Annotated in this window: 12 protein-coding genes; 5 read left to right on the top strand and 7 right to left on the bottom strand. The window is 71.1% G+C overall.

From position 1 onward, the window contains the following. Nucleotides 1–417: 417 nt before the first annotated feature. Nucleotides 418–4,584, top strand: a complete 4,167-nt coding sequence (locus OG782_RS30750) for a carboxypeptidase regulatory-like domain-containing protein (RefSeq protein ID WP_406456524.1) — start codon at nucleotides 418–420, stop codon at nucleotides 4,582–4,584. A 112-nt stretch (nucleotides 4,585–4,696) separates the two neighbouring features. On the opposite strand, the gene OG782_RS30745 is transcribed toward OG782_RS30750, so the two are convergent. Continuing rightward, entirely contained in the window at nucleotides 4,697–5,857 is a 1,161-nt protein-coding gene (locus tag OG782_RS30745; protein ID WP_406456522.1) for a winged helix DNA-binding domain-containing protein, read from the bottom strand. A 132-nt stretch (nucleotides 5,858–5,989) separates the two neighbouring features. On the opposite strand from OG782_RS30745, the gene OG782_RS30740 reads away from it, so the two are divergent. After that, the gene (locus OG782_RS30740) at nucleotides 5,990–6,871 is read left to right on the top strand and encodes a DMT family transporter (protein WP_406456520.1); all 882 of its coding nucleotides are present in this window, start codon (nucleotides 5,990–5,992) and stop codon (nucleotides 6,869–6,871) included. Between the two features lie 140 nt (nucleotides 6,872–7,011). On the opposite strand, the gene OG782_RS30735 is transcribed toward OG782_RS30740, so the two are convergent. From OG782_RS30735 to OG782_RS30725, 3 genes are all read right to left on the bottom strand, one after another. After that, nucleotides 7,012–7,596 carry a TerD family protein gene (locus OG782_RS30735; protein ID WP_406456519.1) on the bottom strand — a complete coding sequence of 195 codons (585 nt, stop codon included), beginning with the start codon at nucleotides 7,594–7,596 and terminating at the stop codon, nucleotides 7,012–7,014. 101 nt (nucleotides 7,597–7,697) lie between these two features. Then, nucleotides 7,698–8,963, bottom strand: coding sequence for a CaiB/BaiF CoA transferase family protein (locus OG782_RS30730; protein ID WP_406456517.1), 1,266 nt, complete (start codon nucleotides 8,961–8,963; stop codon nucleotides 7,698–7,700). A 51-nt stretch (nucleotides 8,964–9,014) separates the two neighbouring features. Continuing rightward, nucleotides 9,015–9,245 carry a DUF6296 family protein gene (locus tag OG782_RS30725; protein ID WP_406456515.1) on the bottom strand — a complete coding sequence of 77 codons (231 nt, stop codon included), beginning with the start codon at nucleotides 9,243–9,245 and terminating at the stop codon, nucleotides 9,015–9,017. A 292-nt stretch (nucleotides 9,246–9,537) separates the two neighbouring features. On the opposite strand from OG782_RS30725, the gene OG782_RS30720 reads away from it, so the two are divergent. The 3 genes from OG782_RS30720 to OG782_RS30710 all read left to right on the top strand — a co-directional run bounded on the left by OG782_RS30720 (nucleotide 9,538) and on the right by OG782_RS30710 (nucleotide 13,368). Then, on the top strand, nucleotides 9,538–9,990 hold the full coding sequence (locus tag OG782_RS30720; protein WP_406456513.1) for a DUF5709 domain-containing protein: 453 nt from the start codon (nucleotides 9,538–9,540) through the stop codon (nucleotides 9,988–9,990). Between the two features lie 113 nt (nucleotides 9,991–10,103). After that, the gene (locus tag OG782_RS30715) at nucleotides 10,104–10,472 is read left to right on the top strand and encodes a nuclear transport factor 2 family protein (protein WP_406456512.1); all 369 of its coding nucleotides are present in this window, start codon (nucleotides 10,104–10,106) and stop codon (nucleotides 10,470–10,472) included. A 469-nt stretch (nucleotides 10,473–10,941) separates the two neighbouring features. After that, nucleotides 10,942–13,368, top strand: coding sequence for an endonuclease/exonuclease/phosphatase family protein (locus tag OG782_RS30710; protein ID WP_406456510.1), 2,427 nt, complete (start codon nucleotides 10,942–10,944; stop codon nucleotides 13,366–13,368). A 75-nt stretch (nucleotides 13,369–13,443) separates the two neighbouring features. On the opposite strand, the gene OG782_RS30705 is transcribed toward OG782_RS30710, so the two are convergent. Genes OG782_RS30705 through OG782_RS30695 form a run of 3 tightly spaced genes read right to left on the bottom strand, consistent with a single transcriptional unit; the run spans nucleotide 13,444 to nucleotide 15,878 of the window. Further along, on the bottom strand, nucleotides 13,444–14,379 hold the full coding sequence (locus tag OG782_RS30705) for an alpha/beta fold hydrolase (RefSeq protein ID WP_406456508.1): 936 nt from the start codon (nucleotides 14,377–14,379) through the stop codon (nucleotides 13,444–13,446). A 21-nt stretch (nucleotides 14,380–14,400) separates the two neighbouring features. Then, nucleotides 14,401–15,648 carry a beta-ketoacyl-[acyl-carrier-protein] synthase family protein gene (locus tag OG782_RS30700; protein WP_406456506.1) on the bottom strand — a complete coding sequence of 416 codons (1,248 nt, stop codon included), beginning with the start codon at nucleotides 15,646–15,648 and terminating at the stop codon, nucleotides 14,401–14,403. Continuing rightward, a complete protein-coding gene (locus OG782_RS30695) occupies nucleotides 15,645–15,878 on the bottom strand; it encodes an acyl carrier protein (RefSeq protein ID WP_406456504.1) in 234 nt (77 codons plus the stop codon). The genes OG782_RS30700 and OG782_RS30695 overlap by 4 nt, the downstream gene beginning before the upstream one ends. Nucleotides 15,879–16,223 lie beyond the last annotated feature (345 nt).

The following is a 16,223-nucleotide window of genomic DNA, read 5'->3' as shown; positions in this document are numbered from 1 at the left end:
GGCTTGCACCCAGCATGTTTATCAACACTCCTTACAATGCATGTGACTTGGGCTCTACGGCCTACCGGGTGGCCAACCTCGCCACGCCACCCGATCGCGAGGGTCACCGAGGCCGGGAAGCCCACCACCCCCGCCCCGGCGACCGTCAAGACCGCCGGGCAGGCCAGGCGTCGGCCACTCCGAAGGAGCCCCCCGACATCGCCGCATGCCTAGACCATTGAAATCAGCCAGAAGCCTCCTTTTCTCTCGATTCACTCGAAAATGACCACCTGCGGCGCTGTTGCGAACCAGATAATTAACAATTGCTCCATTGACATGTACCTCCCGACTGCCAGCTAAATGGTGCCCGGCGAAAACCCTTCGCTGTCGACCTGAAAAACGCGTGGTCGACCCGTGCATCACATGGGAGACACTCAATTGACTGTCACCGGCATATCCAGACCGGCTGTCAGACGGAGAAGACCGGCCCGGACCGGGCTGACCGCCCTGGTCAGTGCCTCAGCCATCGCCTTACTGGGGCTCACCGCTCCGGCGGCGAGCGCGGCGCCCACCGCGAGCTCCGGCCTCAGCACCAAACCGTCCGTCGAGGCCTCCTGCGCCGAACCCGGGCCCGGTGAGGTCCGCTGCTTCGCGCTGCGCCGCACCGACGTGACCCCCAAGGAAGGCATCCAGCCCAGCGGCACCACCCCGAGCGGCTGGGGTGCCACCGCCCTCCAGAGCGCCTACAACCTGCCGGCCGACGGCGGTGCGGGCCAGACGATCGCCATCGTCGACGCCTACGACGACCCGACCGCCGAGACGGACCTCGCGCTCTACCGGGCGCAGTACGGACTGCCTGCCTGCACCACGGACAACGGCTGCTTCAAGAAGGTCGACCAGCGGGGCGGAACCGACTACCCGGTGCCCGACAGCGGCTGGGCCGGTGAGATCTCGCTCGACCTGGACATGGTCTCGGCAGCCGCACCGTACGCGAAGATCGTCCTGGTGGAAGCCGACTCCGCGAGCTTCGAGGACATGGGCGCCTCCGTCGACCAAGCGGTCGCCCAGGGCGCCAAGTACGTCTCGAACTCCTACGGCACGGGCTACACCAGCGATCCGGGCAGCGGTGAGGACCCGTCGGAGACCACGGACTTCGACGCCCACTACAACCACCCGGGTGTCGCCGTGGTCGCCTCCTCGGGCGACAGCGCCTACGGCGTCTCCTACCCGGCGGCCTCGCAGTACGTGACCTCCGTGGGCGGCACAGCCCTGGAGCAGGACTCCTCCACCACCCGCGGCTGGTCCGAATCGGTCTGGTTCAACAGCTACGGCGGCCCGGGTTCGGGCTGCTCGCTCTACGAGGACAGGCCCGCCTGGCAGGAGGGCGTCAGCACCGACTGCGACAAGCGCGCGGTCTCCGATGTCGCGGCGGTCGCCGACCCGTTGACCGGTGTCTCGGTCTACCAGACCTACGGCGGTGACGGCTGGGCCGTCTACGGCGGCACCAGCGCCTCCTCGCCGATCATCGCCGGCGTCTACGCCGCGGCCGGCACACCGACCGCAGCCACCTACCCGGCCGCCTACCCCTACGCGGCCGGCGGCAGCGGTCTGAACGACGTCGTCGACGGCAACAACGGCTCCTGCACCCCGGCCAGGCTGTGCACCGCGGGTACGGGCTATGACGGTCCGACCGGACTCGGCACACCCAACGGCGTGCAGGCGTTCCGTAACGGTCCGCACGGCGTGCTGAGCGGCACCGTCACCGACAGCACCACCGGTGACCCGGTCACCGGTGCGGAGATCACCGCGGGCGACTCCCGGGCCACGTCCGGCGCGGACGGCACCTATTCGCTGACTCTGACGCCCGGCACCTACGACCTGTTGGTCGATGCCTACGGCTACGACACGGCCACCTTCTCCGGTATCGAGATCACCGACGGAGGCTCGGTCACCAAGAGCCTCGCGCTCCACCCGGTCGAGACCCGGACCGTCTCCGGCAGGATCACCGATGGTTCCGGCCACGGCTGGCCGCTCTACGCAGCGATCACCGTTGACGGAGTGCCCGGCGCGCCCGTCCAGACCGACCCGAGCACCGGCACCTACTCGGTCGACCTCCCGGCCGGCCGGTCGTACACCCTGAAGGTCACCAGCAACTACCCGGGTTACCAGGACGCCGCCAAGGACATCACCGTGGGCGACTCGGCGGTCTCCGCCAACGTGAGCCTGCCGGTGGACACCTGGGCGGGCACCGCAGCCGGGTACACGGTGGTGGACGAGGGCACCACCGAACCCTTCGACTCGACCACGTCGGCCCCCGAGGGCTGGGCCGTCGTCAACGCCGAAGGCACCACCGGCGGATGGCAGTTCGACGACCCGGGCAACCGGAAGAACACCACCGGCGGCAAGGGCGCCTTCGCCGTCGTGGACAGCGACAAGGCGGGCAGCGGCAAGCTCCAGAACTCCACGCTGACCAGCCCGTCCTACGACTTCTCGGGCACGGATCTGCCCGAGCTCAGCTACCGGACCAGCTACAAGACGTACTCCGGCCAGAAGGCCGAAGTCGAGGTCAGCGCGGACGGCGGCACCACCTGGTCCACGGTCTCCTCGCTCACCACCGCTGTCACCGGTTCCAAGATCACCATTCCGCTCACCGACTACGCGGGCAAGTCCGACGTCCGCGTGCGGTTCCACTTCACCGGCAAGTTCGGCTGGTGGTGGCAGCTCGACGACGTGTTCATCGGCAGCCGCAGCCTGTCGCCCCTCCCCGGCGGTCTGGTCGTCGGGCAGGTCAACGACGCCAACACCGGCAGCGGCATCACCGGGAGCACGCTCACCGGCACCGGTGACGGCGCCGTGAGCACGACCTCGGCCGCCACCCCGGACGACCCGGCGCTCGGCGACGGCTTCTACTGGGCCTTCGCACCGGTCGGCAAGCAGACCCTGACCGCAGCGAGGCCCAAGTACACCACCGCCTCCAAGGCCGTGACCCTCGCCGCCGACTCGACCGTGACCAAGGACTTCTCCCTGAAGGCCGGGCGTCTCAAGGTCACCCCGGCCGAGGTCAACACCTCTGTTGCCTGGGGCGGTTCGGCGACCAGGACCGTCACGGTCAAGAACACCGGTGGTGCCGACGCCACCGTCAAGCTGGCCGAGAAGAGCGGCGCCTTCACACCGGCCGCCTCGGGCGCGCCGCTGATCAGCAAGAAGGGCGACTACTCACCTCTGTCGGCGAAGAGCCGGGCCGGCAAGTCCGCCGGTGCCGCGGCCGCTCCGGCCGAGGGTGGCGATGCCTGGCAGACCGTGGCCGACCTTCCCGAGGCCATCATGGACAACGCGGTCACCGCTGACAACGGCAAAATCTACTCGGCGTTCGGCTTCGACGGTACGGACGACACCAAGTCGCTGTACTCCTACGACGCCGCGAACGGCTGGACGAAGCTGGCCGACGCGGCCGACACCCGGGAGGCTCCGGCCCACGGATTCATCAACGGCAAGCTGTACATCTCCGGCGGCTGGGCCGCCAGTGGGGATCCGGACGCCAAGCTGGAGATCTACAACCCCGCCACCAACACCTGGACGACCGGAGCCTCCTCGCCGGCTCCGCTGGCGGGCTCGGGCTCCGCGGTCCTGGACGGCAAGCTCTACTCCGTCGGCGGCTGCACCACAGCCTGCGGCTCCACCTCGGTGACGGTCTACGACCCGTCGGCCGACTCGTGGTCCACCGCGGCGAGCTACCCGGACAGCGTCGCCTGGGAGTCCTGCGGCGCCATCAGCGGGCTGCTGTACTGCTCCGGCGGTACCAACAGCGCGGGCGAGCTGAAGTCCGCATACGTCTATGACCCGGCGGCCAACTCCTGGTCGGCCCTGCCGGACATGCCGCAGACCCAGTGGGCCTCGGCTTCCACCGCGGCCAACGGCCTGCTGCTGGTCTCCTCCGGCGTCAGCGGCGGTGCTCTCACCAACGCGGGTTACGCCTACGACCCGGCCGCCGGCACCTGGTCGTCCCTGCCCAACGCCGACGTGGCGACCTACCGCGGCGGCGGCGCCCCGGGCTTCTACAAGGTCGGCGGTGCCAACGCTCCCAGTACCCCGTCCACCACCGTCGAACTGCTCGCCGGCTACGACCAGACCGGCGGGTCGGACGTCAGCTGGCTGTCGCTGGACACCCCGGAGTTCAAGCTCGCTCCGGGAGCCAGCATCGCGGTCACGGTGTCGGTGAAGGCCTCGGTCGACGAGATCACCCAGCCGGGGGACTTCACGGCCGAGATCGGCATCTCCGCCAACACCCCGTACCCGGTCGCATCGGTCCCCGTCACCATGACGGTGGCCCCGCCCAACACCTGGGGCAAGATCACCGGAACGGTGCTCGGCACGTCGTCCGCCGGAGCCGCGCCCCTCAAGGGAGCCACCGTCCAGATCGACTCGTGGGCGTCCTCGTACACCCTGATCACCGACAAGGACGGCCACTACGCCCTCTGGCTCGATGCCCGTAACAACCCCCTCACCGTGATCGTCGCCAAGGACGGTTACGCCCCGAGGACGACGACGGTCAAGGTCGTCAAGAAGGGAACGGTGACCACCGACTTCACGCTGAAGAAGTCCTAGCGGAAGCGGCGGGCCCGGCCTCGGGCCGGGCCCGCCACGCATCTGCGACTGCCCCGCCACGAAACCTCGTCGGCGGGGCAGCGCCCGTCCGCACTCCCCTGCGGCGCCCGGCTCACCCGTCGAAGTCGATGAACGAGTCGAAGCGGATGTCGTATCCGGTGCCGCCGGTGGTGGCCTTCGTCATCACGGCGAGCATGGCCGCGGCCTCGTCCGTGACGGCGTCCCGCTCGTCCGTTCCGAGCCGGCGCAGCTCCTGCACGGTGACGGTCGTCGGGGCGCCGCCCCGTCCGGCGTCCAACCGCCAGATCGCGGCGAGGAAGCCGTCGGCCAGCACGGTTCCGTAACTCTGGTTCCCCATCCCGTTGCGGCCCTTGAACCGCGGCGGGATGACGCGGGTGCGGTCGGCGTGGCCGAGCAGGACGTTGTCGAACTCGGGCAGGAAGCGCGGCGGCGCCGGGGTGTCCTCGTCGGGGCGCGGGGCGTCGGGCAGGTCGAAGAGTTCGACGCCGTTCTCGTCCCGGAAGGTGATGAGCCGGGGGCGCAGCCGTTCGAAGACCTCCTGCATCCTGGTCAGTCCGGCCCACATCTGCAGGTCCTTGACCGATGCGGGACCGAACGCGCCGAGGTAGCGCAGCACGGTGGCGTCGGGCGCGGGAACCGGTCCGGAGGGTCTGCCGAGCCAGTGCTCGGCGGTGGTCAGCGCGACCTGGCCGCTCTTGCCCCACACCCCGCGCGGGGTGACCTGGACCAGCGGCAGCAGACAGCGGGCGGCCGTGCTCAGGGCCTGCGGGTCGGCGTCGGGCCACTCGGCGAGGAGCGTCTCGCGGATCTCCTTCGGGGTACGGGGCGCCTCCTCCACGTACGCCCTGCTGATGTCCCGGAGCCGGTCCAGGTCCACCCCGGCGAGCCCCTTCCGGAAGGTCTTGAGCTCCCGGTCGCGGGCCTCCTGCACGAGAGGGCGCAGGGTGAGTGCGTCATCGGCGGTGTGGGTGTGGATGGTGGAGCGCAGGGTGACGATGCGGACGACTTCGCGCGACTCCATCAGCCCGGCGAGCTCCGCCGGCTCGAAGCCCTCCAGCCTGGCGAGGAGCTGGTAGTACGGCGGCTTGGTGTTCTGCGCCTGGAGGCCGACCAGGTGGACGACGGCGTCCTTGGCGCTCATCGCGGCGCGGCGGAGCAGGAGTTGGCGTTCCAGGGTCGCGCGCCCCAGTGCCCGCGTCGAGAGCACGGCTGCGGGGCGGGGCCCGGCGGAGGTCTTCTTCTTCACGGCCATGGACGGCACGCTACGCGGCCATGCGGTCAGGTTCGTTCCTGATGGGAACAGTGTTCCCGCGCTGCCGCCCGGCGCCATGCCGTCGCGTGGCGAGAGCCGGGATCGCACGCCGGACACCCGCATCATGGACCGGTGATCAGCGTCCTGTTCGCCGTCCTGACCGCACTCAGCAACGGCGCCGCCTCCGTCCTCCAGCGCCGGGCCGCCCTCGACGTCCCCGCCGGTGAGACGACGGGGACGTCGCTGATCGGCCATCTGCTGCGCCAGAAGGTGTGGCTCGCGGGGATCGGCCTGGTGATCGTCGCGGCCGTCTGCCAGGCCGTGGCGCTGGCCACCGGGCCGATCGCGGTGGTGCAGCCGATCTTCGTCATCGAGCTGCCGGCGACGCTCCTGATGGCCGGATTCATGATGCGGGTGAGGCTGCCCCGGCCGGTGTGGTTCGGAGTGGCCGCAGTGACGGCCGGTCTGGCCCTCGGCATGGCGTCGGCCGCTCCGGGCGGCGGCAGCGCCACGGTGCACGGCGCGGCGTGGGTGCCGGCGCTGATCCTGACGGGCCTGTTCGAGGCGGCTCTGATCGGGGCCGCCCTGGCGACCCGCGGCAATCCCCGGGCGGCGCTGCTGGGCCTGGCCGCCGCCTGTGCGTACGCGCTCACCGCCGCCCTGATGAAGGACGCCATGGCCCGGCTCGACGACGGCGGCGGGGCGGCGGCACTCTTCTCGTCCTGGCAGCTCTACGCCACCGCCGCGGCAGGCGTCGGCGCGCTGTTCCTCCTACAGAACGCGCTGCAGGCGGGGACGCTGGTCGCAGTCCAGCCGTGCCTGACCCTGGGTGACGCGCTGATCAGCGTCCTGTACGGAGTGACCCTGTTCGGCGAGGACCTGCGCACCGGCTGGTGGCTGCTCCCGGAGCTGCTGGCGCTCGGATTGATCGCCGCGGGGTGCGTGGAACTGGCGCGATCCCCACTGGCCTCCGGGAATGCGGCGGCCCCGGCACGTACGCGGCGGGTCGACTGAACGCCACGCGTACGGGCCGGGGCGGGGCGGGGCGATGCGAGGCGAGGCGGGTGCGCTCGCGCCGTACCACTGCCGCTTGCCACTTGCTGCGGCTGCCTGCTGCCTGCTGCCTGCTGCCTGCTGCCTGCTGCGGCCAGTGACTACTTGCTGACAGCAAAGCGCATCAGCGCCTGCTCGTCGCCCTGCTTGATCTTCCCCGTCTCGTTGATCACCTCGAGCTTCCAGCCTCCGCCGACCCGCATGGCCTTGGCCACGGCGCAGCCGTTGTCGCTGGTGAGCAGGCTCGGCCAGATGTCGGCGACCTGCTGGGTGCTGCCGCCCGTCGCGTCGTACACCTTGAAGCTGATGTTGCGCGCGCTCTGGAAGGAGCTGTGCTTCTTGTACGCGGCGGCGATGAAGACGACGGAGGTGATGTTGGTCGGCACCCGGGCGAAGTCGACGGTCACGGTCTCGTCGTCGCCGTCACCATGCCCGGTCTGGTTGTCGCCGCTGTGCTTCAGCGAGCCGTTGCCCAGCGGGTCCAGGGAGTCCAGGCCGGCCAGCCGTACGGGCTCCGTGCCCTGCATCGCGATGGCGATCAGGTCGAGGTCGGTGCCCTTCTTCTGACGAAGCTTCCCCATCAGCCCGCCACTGGCGCCGACAGTGGGGTCCCAGGACACCCCGATGGACAGGTGAGTGACCCCGTCCAGATCCGCCGGGCCGTCTTCCTTCTTCAACGTGATCATGCGTGATCCTCTTCGTGGCGAGATTCCTACAGGTCGAGTGTGCCTGGTGTCCCCCGGATGCATCCCACCAGGGGCAAAATTTCGACCAAGTGTTTGACGGCTCAAACCGAATTGTCCTGCGTCGGCACGATGTCATCACAGGCTGTCTCGTGATAAGGATCCGCGAGCTCCACGATGCCCCGGGTACACAAGGCCTCGATGTCGGCGCGGCTGCGGCCCAGGCCGGTGAGGATCTGCTCGGTGTCCCGGCCCGCCGCCGGGACCGGGTCCATCCGCGGGCCGATCCCGCCGAGATCCACCGGTGGCAGCAGTGCCTGTACGGGGCCGGGGGCACCGGGCACGTCGATGTCCCGCCAGCGGTCGCGCTCGGCGAGCGCGGGATGATCGAGGAACTCCACGACGGAGTTCACGCCGGCGTTGGCGATGACCGCCCGGTCCAGGAGCTCCATGGCCTCCTCGCTGCCGAGGTCCGCGAACCGTGCGGCGACGATGGCGTTGAGCGCCTCACGGTGGGCGACCCGGTCCGGCCCGGTGGCGAACCGGGGGTCGCCGGCGAGTCCCGGCCGGTCCAGAACGGTGGTGCACAGGGCCTCCCACTCGCGCTCGTTCTGGATGGAGAGCATCACGTCCTTGCCGTCGGCGGCGGTGAAGGGTCCGTACGGCGCGATCGTGGCGTGCTGCGCGCCGATCCGCGGCGGCTGGGTCCCGCCGTAGCGCGTGTAGTACGCGGGCTGGCTCATCCACTCGGCGAGGGCGTCGAAGAGGGAGACCTCTACGGTGAGGGCCCGGCCGGTGGTGGCCCGGGTGAAGAGGGCGGACAGGATGCCGCTGTAGGCGTACATCCCGCCGGCGATGTCCGCGACGGAGATGCCCGAGCGCGCGGGTTCGTCGGGCGAGCCCGTGATCGACAGCAGCCCGGTCTGGCACTGCACCAGGAGGTCGTACGCCTTGCGTCCGGACCACGATCCGCTGGTGCCGTAGCCGCTGACCGTGCAGGTGATGAGGGAGGGATACCGGGCCTGGAGTGCGGTGGCGCCGAGGCCCATCCGGTCCGCCGCGCCGGGGGCGAGGTTCTGCACGAACACATCGGCTCCGGCCAGGAGTTCGTCGAGGATCTCGCGTCCCTCGGGTGCCTTGAGGTCCAGGGTCAGGGATTCCTTGGAGCGGTTGAGCCAGACGAAATAGCTGGCCTGGCCGTGCACGGTGGTGTCGTAGCGGCGGGCGAAGTCACCCCCGCCGGGGCGCTCGACCTTGATGACGCGGGCGCCGAGGTCGGCCAGCTGACGGGTGGCGAAGGGCGCGGCGACGGCCTGTTCCAGGCTGACGACGGTGATGCCCGCGAGCGGGAGCGGAAGCGGTTCGGTCATGCGGTCATACTCCCGGGGCGGACACGGCGGGAGTACGGGCGCCCCGCCTGCTCAGGAGGTCGGCTCCGGCACCACCAGCGGCGTCCCGAGGAGCTGGTGCCCGCCGCTGGCGAGCATGCGCACCTCTCCGCGTTCGCTGATCTCCGCGCGGACGATCCCGGTCTCGTCCTCGTAGACCGGGTATCCGCCCGCCCCGGACTGTGCGGTCCGCCGGACGGTCACCACGTCGTCCTCCACGGCGGACGACTGAAACACCAGCTGATAGCTCTCCGGGTAATCCATGACGGCCTCTCCACGACGGCCCTTCGGACGGCCTCTGCGGGCCGGCCTGCGCCACGGACTCCGCATGACGGACTCCACATATCCGGCGTACACCGGTCCGGCCTGCACCCTCCATCGTCTCGCACACCGGCCGTCCCCGCCCGTGCACGGCCGCACGGTGCGGGCCCCGGCCCTGGCTGCCTATCCTGAAGGGGCAGGAAGGATTCGAAGGCAATCGGGCCGGTACGCCCCCTTGCTCCCGCGTCGTACGGCAGGCATGACCGGGATCCCCGACACCCGGAAGGGAATCGTCATGGAAGGTGCCGACCGGGGCGACGATGTCTACCAGCCCCAGCAGCCGGAGGCCTCCGACCCCGTCGAACAGCTCGACACGGCGGACACCCTCGAGGGCCGGCAGCTCACCGACGTCCTCGACGAGGGGTACTCCCCGCCGGAGCGGCCGTGGGCCGTGGAGGACCGGGGCACCACGGCGTCCGAGCAGGTCAGCGGGGAGACGCTGGACGGCAGGCTGGCCCGGGAGCTGCCCGAGACCACCGGACCGCCCGGCGACGGCGTGGGCGATCTGACCGACGGGGACGGCGAGCCCTGGGACCGCGAGGTCGGGGACGTACGCGCCGGCCGCCTCACCCGGGAGCTCGACCTGGACGAGCCGGACAGCATGGCGGGCGAGGACGTCGGCATCGACGGGGCGGCGGCGTCCGCCGAGGAAGCGGCCATGCATGTCATTCCGGATGCCCTGGCGTAGACGGCCGCCCTTACCCCGGAGGTAATCGACGCTTCTCGCCCCGTCGGACATCGTGTTCCTCACCAGCACAGCGCTCCCGGCCCACCGGCCGGGGCCAAGGAGAGGAACGCACGATGACCGCTTACGACGACGCCGTCCAGCGATACTTCGCCGCCTGGAACGCGGCCACCCCCGAGGAGCTGGCCAAGGCCGTCGCCGCGGCGTTCACCGAGGACGCCACGTACACCGACCCGCTGGCCGACGTGCGGGGTCACGAGGCGCTGGCGGCCGCGATCAGCGGTGCGCAGCAGCAGTTCCCGGGATTCGCCTTCCGGCCGGCCGGGGCGGTGGACGGGCACCACGCCCTCGCCCGCTTCGGCTGGGAACTGGTCGCCGCGGCGGACGGTTCGGCGCCCGTCGCCGGCTTTGACGTCATCGCCCTCGCCGACGACGGGCGGATCAGCTCGGTCAGCGGCTTCCTGGACCGCGTGCCGGCGGCCTGAACCGCGGGCGCGAACGGCAGCGCGGGGCCGGGTCGGTGAGCTTCGCCGGGTGGCAGCCGGCGGACCCCGGGATCGGACAGTCCGTTCGACGTATCTGCTGTCGATGCCCGTCAGCGAGGTGCAGGTGTTGATGGACATGTTCACCGCGCCGCCGAGCGCGATCACTTGCGGTCCGCCCGCTGCCGCAACAGGCCACCCTTGCGGCAGCGACTCCGGTGCCGCCCGGGCGCACGGCGCGCACGACCAACCCCAAATTCCGCTGCTCTGCGGCGGGTTGACGCGGAACCGGCCGGTCTGCCATCCGCACCCCCGAGGCCGGTGGGCAGGGTCGCCGGCAGCGGCCGCGCCGAAGGAGGGCCCACCAGGAGCTCGCCGGAACGATTTCCGGAATTAACCTCCGGTGCCTTGTCATGACCCGTTCTACGCGCATAGCTTATGCCCCTCATCACACTCTGAGGGGCAGCTCACCGTGCACATTTCCAGACCCCGTTCCGTCCTTCTGGCCGGCGCGGTCGCCGCGACCCTCTCGGCGACCGCACTGCCCGCCGCGTTCGCGGCCCCGTCCTCGTCCGCCGTGATCTCCGAGGTGTACGGCGGCGGTGGCAACTCGGGCGCCACGCTCACCCGCGACTTCATCGAGCTGGCCAACGCCGGTACGGCGGCGTACGACCTCTCCGGCTTCAGCGTCCAGTACCTGCCCGGCGCACCCTCCGCCGGTTCGCTCTGGCAGGTCTCCGCGCTGACCGGTTCCGTCGCGCCCGGCGGCCGGTACCTGGTCGCCCAGGCCGCGGGCACCGGTGGCACCGTCGCGCTGCCCGCACCGGACGCCACCGGCACCGTCGCCATGTCCGCGGCCAGCGGCACCGTCGCCCTCGTCTCCGGCACCACCCCGCTGACCTGCAAGACCGTCGCGGACTGCGCCGTCGACACCCGCATCGTGGACCTCGTCGGATACGGCTCCGCGGTCGTACGCGAGGGCAGCGGCCCGGTGCCGGGCGCCTCCGCCACCGCCTCCGTGGCGCGCGCGGCCTCGCTCGCCGACACCGACGACAACGCCGCGGACCTCGCCGCAGCCGCCCCGACCCCGGTCAACGCGGCTGGCGAGACGTCCGGCGGTACGGGCCCGACCGACCCCGGCAACCCGACCGAGCCCGGCACCGTGCGGATCCACGACATCCAGGGCACCACCCGGGTCTCGCCGCTGGACGGCAAGCCGGTGACGGGCGTCCCCGGCATCGTCACCGCGGTACGCACCAGCGGCTCGCGCGGCTTCTGGATCCAGGACACCACTCCGGACGCGGACGGCCGCACCGCCGAGGGCATCCTCGTCTACACCGGTTCCGCCGCACCCACGGTCTCCGTGGGCGACTCGGTGCTGGTCAGCGGCACGGTGGACGAGTACTACCCGTCGGCCACCGCCCAGTCGGTCACCGAGATCACCGCCCCGAAGATCACGGTCCTGTCCTCGGGTAACCCGCTGCCCGCCCCGGTGGTCCTCGACGCGGCCGCGGTGCCCTCCCAGTACGTCCCCGCCGCGGGCGGCGGCTCGATCGACCCGCTGCCCCTCGAACCGTCGACGTACGCCCTGGACCTGTACGAGTCGCTCGAAGGAACCCGCGTCCGGGTCGCCGACACCCGGGTCACGGGCGCCACGACCTCGTACGGCGAGGTCTGGGTCACCGTCGAGCCGGAGCAGAACCGGACCGCGCGCGGCGGCACGCTCTACTCCTCGTACACCGACCAGAACACCGGCCGGATCAAGGTGATGTCGCTGGACCCGGCCAGGCCCGTGCCCGTAGCGAATGTGGGCGACGTGCTCTCCGGCACCTCGACGGGCGTCCTGGACTACGACTCCTTCGGCGGCTACAGCCTCCAGGCCACCGAGCTCGGCACGCTCACCGACAACCACCTGCGCCGTGAGGTCACCCGGAAGCAGAAGGGCAAGGAGCTCGCGGTCGCCACGTACAACGTGGAGAACCTCGACGCGCTCGACGCCCAGGCGAAGTTCGACACGCTCGCCGCAGGGGTCGCGGTCAACCTCTCCTCCCCCGACATCGTGTCGCTGGAGGAGATCCAGGACGACAACGGCGCGGTGAACGACGGGACGGTCGGCTCCGACGCGACGCTCAAGCGGTTCACCGACGCGATCGTCGCGGCGGGCGGCCCGCAGTACGCATGGCGCTACGTCGCTCCCGAGAACGGCAAGGACGGCGGGGAGCCCGGCGGCAACATCCGTAACGTCTTCCTCTTCAACCCCGAGCGCGTCGACTTCGTGGACCGCGCGGGCGGCGACGCGACGACCCCCGTCTCGGCCGTCAAGACGAAGAAGGGTGTCACCCTGTCGGTCTCGCCCGGCCGGATCGCACCCGCGAGCCAGGCGTGGGACGACAGCCGCAAGCCGCTCGTCGGCGAGTTCCGCTTCCACGGACGGGCCGTCTTCGTCATCGGCAACCACTTCGCCTCCAAGGGCGGTGACCAGCCGCTGCACGGCCGTTACCAGGCGCCGGTGCGCAGTTCGGAGACGAAGCGCGTGCAGCAGGCGACGGAGGTCAACACCTTCGTCAAGTCACTGCTGGCCGCGGACAAGTCGGCCCGAGTCATCACGCTGGGCGACCTCAACGACTTCGCCTTCTCACCGACGATGGCCGCCCTGACCGGCGGCAAGGTGCTCAAGCCGCTGATCACCACGCTGCCGGCGAGCGAGCAGTACAGCTATGTGTACGAGGGCAACTCGCAGACGCTGGACCACATCCTGACCAGTCCCGGGGTGCGCCGCTTCGACTACGACGTGGTGCACATCAACGCGGAGTTCGCCGACCAGGCGAGCGACCACGACCCGCAGATCGTGCGGGTGGACGTGAACGCTCCGGACCACGGACACCACGGCCACCGCTGACCCGGCGGAGGTGGCCGCCCGGACCGGGCGGCCACCTCTGTCCGACCGGACGTACCGCCGTCGCCCCCGCCCGGATCAGCGGCGGCTTGCGGGCAGGCCGCCGCCGCGACCGGCAAGGGAGCGCTCCGCGGACACTGCCCCCTGGCGCGGCAGCACGGCCTGCGCGAGGGCGTTGCCGAGCGGGCGGTCGGTGGCGAAGCGGGCCACGAGGTCCGCCACGTCGTCGGGGCGCTCCAGGACGACCCAGTGGTCGGACTCACCGATGGTGAGGAACCGGCTGCCGTCGATGGTGGCGGCGAACTCGCGCTGCTGCGCGGGTGTGCTGACCGTGTCGTGCTCGCCGGCGAAGACCAGGGCGGGCACGCCGGACAGCCCGCCGGAGAAGTCCGGCGGATCCCCCAGCACCCGCAGGACCGAGTCCGCGGCGTGCCGGGAACCGGCGAGGGCGTGCAGGAACGAGCGGCGTACGTAGCGCAGGGCCAGCTCCCTGCGGTGCACCGGGCGGTCCGGGTCGAGGCACATCAGCCCTTCGGCGGCGAGGGCGGCCGCACCTTCGGGATCGCCTTCCCTCAGGCACTGTTCGGCCCGCCGCCAGTGGGCGCGCTGACGGTCGTCGATATGGCACGGCACACCGCCGAGGATCAGCCGGGCGACGCGGCCGGGACTGTGCCGGGCGCAGCTCAGGGCGATCGAGGTGCCGTAGGAGTAGCCGAAGAGGTTGACCTTCGGTACGCCGAGGTCGTCGATGATGCCGGTGAGGGCGGCGCGCAGGACCTCGGCGCCGGGGCCCGGCGGCAGGGGGTCGGCCGTGCCCATGCCGGGCAGGTCGGCGGTGACGACGTCGGCCACCGCGCCCACGTGGGTGTCCATCTGGGGCCAGCCGAACATCCCCTGGAGCGCACCGCCGATGATGACGACCGGTTCGGTACGGGGTGCGGGCTGCGGCAGGACGCGGTAGCCGTACCGCAGTCCGTTCACCGACAGGGTCCGGACGGACTCCTCGGGCTCCATGCGGCAACCTCCGTTTCTGCGTCAGGCCCTCGTGAGGACGAGCGCGGCGTTGTGGCCGCCGAAGCCGAGCGAGGTCTTGGCCGCGGCTTCGAACACCGCGGGCCTGGCCTCCTTGCTCACCACTTCGAGCGGGATCTGCGGGTCGGGGGCGTCGAGGTTGACGGTGGGCGGCACGAGCTGGTGCTGGAGGGCCAGCACGGTCAGCGCGGTCTCGATGCCGCCCGCGGCGCCGAGGGTGTGCCCGGTCATCGCCTTCGTCGACGTGACGAGGGGGTGCTCGCCCAGGACCCGGCGCAGCATCGTCGCCTCGATCAGGTCGTTCGACACGGTCGAGGTGCCGTGGGCGTTGACGTGTCCGATGTCCGCGGTGTCCACGCCGGCGTCCGCGAGGGCGGCGCGCAGGGCCCGTTCGATGCCGAGCCCGTCGGGGTCCGGGGCGACGGCGGAGTAGGCGTCGCTGGACGCCCCGTATCCGGCAATGTGCGCGCGGACCGCGGCGCCCCGGGCTCGGGCGTGTTCGGGGCGTTCCATGACCAGGAGGCCGGCGCCCTCGCCGACGACGAAGCCGTCGCGGTGGGTGTCGAACGGGCGGCAGGCCGACTCGGGGTCGTCGCGGCGGGTGGAGACGGCCCTCAGTTGGCAGGCGCTGGCGATCAGCAGCCGGGAGCAGACGGATTCGGCGCCGCCCGCGACGACGATGTCGCAGGCCCCGGTGCGCAGCATCTGGTGGGCGGTGCCGATGGCGACGGTGCCCGACGAGCAGGCGGTGGAGACGGCCTGGCTCGGGCCGTGTGCGCCGAGGTCCGTGGCGACGCTGCTGGCGGCGCCGTTGACGACGGTGAGCGGGGCGAGCTTGGGCGAGACCCGGCGGGCGCCGCGTTCGGTGAGGGTGGTGTGCTGCTCGTCGTAGAAGGGCAGTCCGCCGTGGGCGGAGCCGATGACGACGGCGACCCGGGCACTGTCCCAGACCGAGGGGTCCAGGCCGGCGTCCGCGACGGCTTCGCGGGCGGCGATGACGGCGAGCTGCGAGAAGCGGTCCATCAGCCGCAGGGCCGCCACCCCGAGCACGGCCTTCGTGTCGAGGCCCGTGATGGTGTACATGAAGTCGCAGGGCAGGTCGTGGAGTTCGGGCCGGTGCAGCACCGAGGGGGCGGCAGCGGCCTCGGACACGCCGCGCCAGGTGGCGTTGGTGCCCACGCCCGCCGCGGTGACGAGGCCGATTCCGGTGACGGCCGCGGCGAACGGCTCGGGGCGGTACCGGCCCGTCATGCCGCGGCCTTGCGGTGCACCGCGTCGACCAGTTGGCCGACGGTGTCGCGCGAGGTCAGCTGGACGTCCTCCAGGTCGACGCCCATGCGGTCCTCGATGAGAAGGCGCAGTTCCTCCAGGGCCAGGGAATCCAGCCTGAGCTGACGGAGCGACGCGTCGGGGCGGATCGCCACCGGATCGGTTCCGAAGTTCGCCACCAGCAAGGTGCTGATCTCGTCTGCCGTGCTCATCGGGCACTCCTCCGCTGTCGTACGCGGTGACGCCTTGCCGCGTGAGGGGTGAGTGCCATCGGGGGACGCCGGCTGGTCCGCAGGAACCTTTTATACGCCCTGTGAGCGGCGGTTCCGGTCCGCGTTCCCCCGTGCGGAGGGGGGGTTGTCCAGGTGTACGAATCCGCTGTCGCACACGGCCGCTCACCATCGATCCGTCAACTCCATTGGAGTGAAAGGGAGTTCGACACGCCGGACAGCGATTGTCATGCCCCGAACAGGTCGATACCCTGACCCTGCTTCGCGGCCCCTCGGCCCACCCCACTCGGGCCCGGGGGCCGTTCTTCTCCCCCCACAGAGCAGGAG

It is taken from the genome of Streptomyces sp. NBC_00876 (assembly GCF_045207435.1).
Lineage (GTDB): Bacteria > Actinomycetota > Actinomycetes > Streptomycetales > Streptomycetaceae > Streptomyces.
This window is presented reverse-complemented; position numbering and strand designations above follow the sequence as displayed.

What these genes read in the sequence shown, in the direction of transcription:
- OG782_RS30705 (WP_406456508.1), bottom strand. Translation starts at nt 14,379, where the DNA reads ATGGAGCCCGAGGAGTCCGTCCGGACCCTGTCGGTGAACGGACTGCGG.
- OG782_RS30720 (WP_406456513.1), top strand. Translation starts at nt 9,538, where the DNA reads ATGGAAGGTGCCGACCGGGGCGACGATGTCTACCAGCCCCAGCAGCCG.
- OG782_RS30735 (WP_406456519.1), bottom strand. Translation starts at nt 7,596, where the DNA reads ATGATCACGTTGAAGAAGGAAGACGGCCCGGCGGATCTGGACGGGGTC.
- OG782_RS30745 (WP_406456522.1), bottom strand. Translation starts at nt 5,857, where the DNA reads ATGGCCGTGAAGAAGAAGACCTCCGCCGGGCCCCGCCCCGCAGCCGTG.
- OG782_RS30730 (WP_406456517.1), bottom strand. Translation starts at nt 8,963, where the DNA reads ATGACCGAACCGCTTCCGCTCCCGCTCGCGGGCATCACCGTCGTCAGC.
- OG782_RS30700 (WP_406456506.1), bottom strand. Translation starts at nt 15,648, where the DNA reads ATGACGGGCCGGTACCGCCCCGAGCCGTTCGCCGCGGCCGTCACCGGA.
- OG782_RS30725 (WP_406456515.1), bottom strand. Translation starts at nt 9,245, where the DNA reads ATGGATTACCCGGAGAGCTATCAGCTGGTGTTTCAGTCGTCCGCCGTG.
- OG782_RS30715 (WP_406456512.1), top strand. Translation starts at nt 10,104, where the DNA reads ATGACCGCTTACGACGACGCCGTCCAGCGATACTTCGCCGCCTGGAAC.
- OG782_RS30695 (WP_406456504.1), bottom strand. Translation starts at nt 15,878, where the DNA reads ATGAGCACGGCAGACGAGATCAGCACCTTGCTGGTGGCGAACTTCGGA.